The following is a 4371-nucleotide window of genomic DNA, read 5'->3' as shown; positions in this document are numbered from 1 at the left end:
AGATTATGCTTTAATTTTGCTTGTAGGCAAGGCAGATTCTTAAAAATCGATTGAACGCACTTAAGGTGCGTGATTGAGATTTTTAAGAATCTAACGTAGCATACGAGTAAAAGAAAGCATAAGATTAGGGGCTTATAGCTCAGGTGGTTAGAGCGCACCCCTGATAAGGGTGAGGTCGGAGGTTCAAGTCCTCCTAAGCCCACCATTACAAGAATCCACCCTTAAGAAACAATGGGGAATTAGCTCAGCTGGTAGAGCGCCTGCTTTGCACGCAGGAGGTCAGCGGTTCGATCCCGCTATTCTCCACCATAGCTTTTTATTTCACTTTGCAATTTAGTCTTGCTTTAATAATCTTTTATTGCTAAAGTTTTAAAACACTTTAACTAAAAGAGCTTTATAGAGACAAGAAGAGTTCGAAGGTTTCCAAGAGGCTTTTAAGAATATCCTAATATCTTATGGATAGATAGAAAGATAATCTTAGAAATATAGTCTTTATGTAAAAAAGCTTTGAGATAGAGGACTTTTAGATAAAAAGGACTTTATACAAAGACTTAAGATTTATATAAAGCTTGCACTCTTTACATATTCTCTAAATATAAAGTTATTTGGTTTTAAAGTTTAATGAGAGACTTAGCTTGTTTTAACTTAGCTTGCTTTTTAAGCTTCTTTAATTTAAGAGCTTAAAGCTTGCTAAATTAAGTTGTTATTGACCAAAGAGAGAATCTACTCTAAGAAGTCAATAAGCAAAGATAAGCTTCTCATTAGACTTTAAGTCTAGCGTTATTTGAAAATTTATTGTTAATAGCCTAAGTAATAAAGACTACAATACACTCCTTATTGTGTGTAACATACATTCAATAAGGTAGTTCTTTTAGGATACATTCATTTATCTAAAAGGTAAGTAAGCTTTCAAGGGCAAATGGTGGATGCCTTGGGTGATAGAGGCGATGAAGGACGTACTAGACTGCGATAAGCTACGGGGAGCTGTCAAGAAGCTTTGATCCGTAGATTTCCGAATGGGGCAACCCAATATACAGCAATGTATATTACCTTTAATGGAGCGAACCTAGCGAAGTGAAACATCTCAGTAGCTAGAGGAAAAGAAATCAAACGAGATTCTCTTAGTAGCGGCGAGCGAACGGGGAAGAGGGCAAACCGAATGCTTGCATTCGGGGTTGTGGACTGCAATATCCACTTAGAGAATCTAGCAGAAGTATTTGGAAAAGTACATCACAGAGGGTGATAGTCCCGTATGCGAAAGATTCTTTATAGGTAGCAGTATCCAGAGTAAGCCAGGACACGTGAAATCCGGGCCGAAGCCGGGGAGACCACTCTCCAACCCTAAATACTACTATCACACCGATAGCGCACAAGTACCGTGAGGGAAAGGTGAAAAGAACCGCAGTGAGCGGAGTGAAATAGAACCTGAAACCATTTGCCTACAATCATTCAGAGCCCTATTGTGAGTCCCTTTGAGGAATCTGCTTATGCTTTTGAGTGATTTTGCGGGAGCTTGTTGTTCAATTTCGGAGATGAACTTTATGTTCTATCTCCTCATTTCACAACAGCGCAACCCACAAACTCATCTCAAAATCATTGCACGATGGATTTAATAGAATCTATGCAGACACAAAATTCTAGTATTTTAAGATGATTTTAGTGGCTGTCAAGAAAAAGCTGCAGGGAGCTACCTAGGCGGTAGTGACCAAAGCTTTTTCGCAGACTCCGCTAAAAGCACTCAAAAGACGAATTTACCTTGATTCTTCAGAGGGATTCACAAGGGTGATGGACTGCCTTTTGCATAATGATCCTGCGAGTTGTGGTATCTGGCAAGGTTAAGCAAACGCGAAGCCGTAGCGAAAGCGAGTCTGAAAGGGCGCTTAGTCAGATGCTGCAGACCCGAAGCGAAGTGATCTATCCATGGCCAAGTTGAAGTAAGTGTAATAGCTTATGGAGGACTGAACTCGTACCCATTGAAACGGGTTGGGATGAGCTGTGGATAGGGGTGAAAGGCCAAACAAACTTCGTGATAGCTGGTTCTCTTCGAAATATATTTAGGTATAGCCTCAAGTAATAGTAATAGGGGGTAGAGCTCTGATTGGGCTAGGGCTGCTCACCGCGGTACCAACCCCTGTCAAACTTCAAATACCTATTACCGTATCTTGGGAGTCAGGCGGTGGGTGATAAAATCAATCGTCAAAAGGGGAACAACCCAGACTACCAACTAAGGTCCCAAAGTTCTATTCTAAGTGGAAAATGATGTGAAGTTACTCAGACAACCAGGAGGTTGGCTTAGAAGCAGCCATCCTTTAAAGAAAGCGTAACAGCTCACTGGTCTAGTGATTTTGCGCAGAAAATATAACGGGGCTAAGATAGACACCGAAGTTGTAGATTATGCTGATGCATAGTGGTAGAAGAGCGTTCGTATTGCGTTGAAGGTATATCGGTAAGAAGTGCTGGAGCGATGCGAAGTGAGCATGCAGGAATGAGTAGCGATAAAATATGTGAGAATCATATTCGCCGAAAGTCTAAGGTTTCCTACGCGATGCTCGTCATCGTAGGGTTAGTCGGGTCCTAAGCCAAGTCCGAAAGGGGTAGGCGATGGAAAATAGGTTAATATTCCTATACCAATAGTAGTGTGCGATGGAAGGACGCATAGGGTTAGGTGAGCCAACTGATGGAAGTGTTGGTCTAAGAGCGTAGATTGGGGGAGAGGCAAATCCGCCCCTGTATTCGAAACTTGAAAGGCTCTTTGAAGTCTTCGGATGGAAAGGAGAATCACTGATACCGTCGTGCCAAGAAAAGTTTCTAAGTTTAGCTACTATTGCCCGTACCGCAAACCGACACAGGTAGATGAGATGAGTATTCTAAGGCGCGTGAAAGAACTCTGGTTAAGGAACTCTGCAAACTAGCACCGTAAGTTCGCGATAAGGTGTGCCTAAGCAATTAGGTCTCAGCAAAGAGTCCCTCCCGACTGTTTACCAAAAACACAGCACTTTGCAAACTCGTAAGAGGAAGTATAAGGTGTGACGCCTGCCCGGTGCTCGAAGGTTAAAAGGATTAGTTAGCAGCAATGCGAAGCTTTGAATTGAAGCCCGAGTAAACGGCGGCCGTAACTATAACGGTCCTAAGGTAGCGAAATTCCTTGTCGGTTAAATACCGACCTGCATGAATGGCGTAACGAGATGGGAGCTGTCTCAACCAGGGATTCAGTGAAATTGTAGTGGAGGTGAAAATTCCTCCTACCCGCGGCAAGACGGAAAGACCCCGTGGACCTTTACTACAGCTTGGCACTGCCGATGGGAACATTATGCGCAGGATAGGTGGGAGGCTTTGAAATCTTCACTCTGGTGGAGATGGAGCCATCCTTGAGATACCACCCTTAATGTTTCTGTCTGCTAACTGGCTAGAGTTATCCTCTAGCAGGACAATGTCTGGTGGGTAGTTTGACTGGGGCGGTCGCCTCCTAAAAAGTAACGGAGGCTTGCAAAGGTTGGCTCATTGCGGTTGGAAATCGCAAGTAGAGTGTAATGGCATAAGCCAGCCTGACTGTAAGACAAACAAGTCGAGCAGAGACGAAAGTCGGTCATAGTGATCCGGTGATTCTGTGTGGAAGGGTCATCGCTCAAAGGATAAAAGGTACCCCGGGGATAACAGGCTGATCTCCCCCAAGAGCTCACATCGACGGGGAGGTTTGGCACCTCGATGTCGGCTCATCGCATCCTGGGGCTGGAGCAGGTCCCAAGGGTATGGCTGTTCGCCATTTAAAGCGGTACGCGAGCTGGGTTCAGAACGTCGTGAGACAGTTCGGTCCCTATCTGCCGTGGGCGTAGGAGAGTTGAGGAGAGCTGTCCCTAGTACGAGAGGACCGGGATGGACATGCCACTGGTGTATCAGTTGTTCTGCCAAGAGCATCGCTGAGTAGCTACGCATGGATGTGATAACCGCTGAAAGCATCTAAGCGGGAAGCCAACTCCAAGATTAACTCTCCCTGAAGGTCGCAGCAAGACTAGCTGCTTGATAGGGTAGGTGTGTAAGCATAGTAATATGTTTAGCTGACTACTACTAATAGACCGCTTGGCTTATTTATAAAACTTTTAATAAGTGAACCTAAAAGACTACCTTATTGAGTGTATGAAGTTTTTATACTTAAGGCTATTAACTTGAAACAAAACAAAATAGAATAAAACCTAATGGAAAATGGAAATAAGGGTAAATTAAACTATTTATCTTTATTTCCCTTTTCCTTGTGTCTATAGAGAGGAGGACACACCCAGCTCCATTCCGAACCTGGCAGTTAAGCTCCTCTTCGCTGATGATACTGCACTTTGCAAGTGTGGGAATGTAGGTCGATGCAGGGATAGGGGAAAA

The 4371-nt window shown here is 43.8% G+C and carries 2 tRNA genes and 2 rRNA genes; all 4 read left to right on the top strand.

Annotated elements, in window-relative coordinates:
* Positions 1-128 precede the first annotated feature (128 nt).
* Positions 129-205: transfer RNA gene (locus tag CQA49_RS09605), tRNA-Ile, on the top strand.
* A gap of 28 nt (positions 206-233) precedes the next feature.
* Positions 234-309, top strand: a tRNA-Ala gene (locus CQA49_RS09600).
* 590 nt (positions 310-899) lie between these two features.
* Positions 900-4090: ribosomal RNA gene (locus CQA49_RS09595) — 23S ribosomal RNA — on the top strand.
* A gap of 155 nt (positions 4091-4245) precedes the next feature.
* Positions 4246-4361: ribosomal RNA gene (rrf, locus tag CQA49_RS09590) — 5S ribosomal RNA — on the top strand.
* The last annotated feature ends 10 nt before the right edge of the window (positions 4362-4371 follow it).

Origin of the sequence: Helicobacter sp. MIT 00-7814, assembly GCF_003364115.1 — a bacterium.
Classification (GTDB): Bacteria; Campylobacterota; Campylobacteria; order Campylobacterales; family Helicobacteraceae; genus Helicobacter_F.
This window is presented reverse-complemented; position numbering and strand designations above follow the sequence as displayed.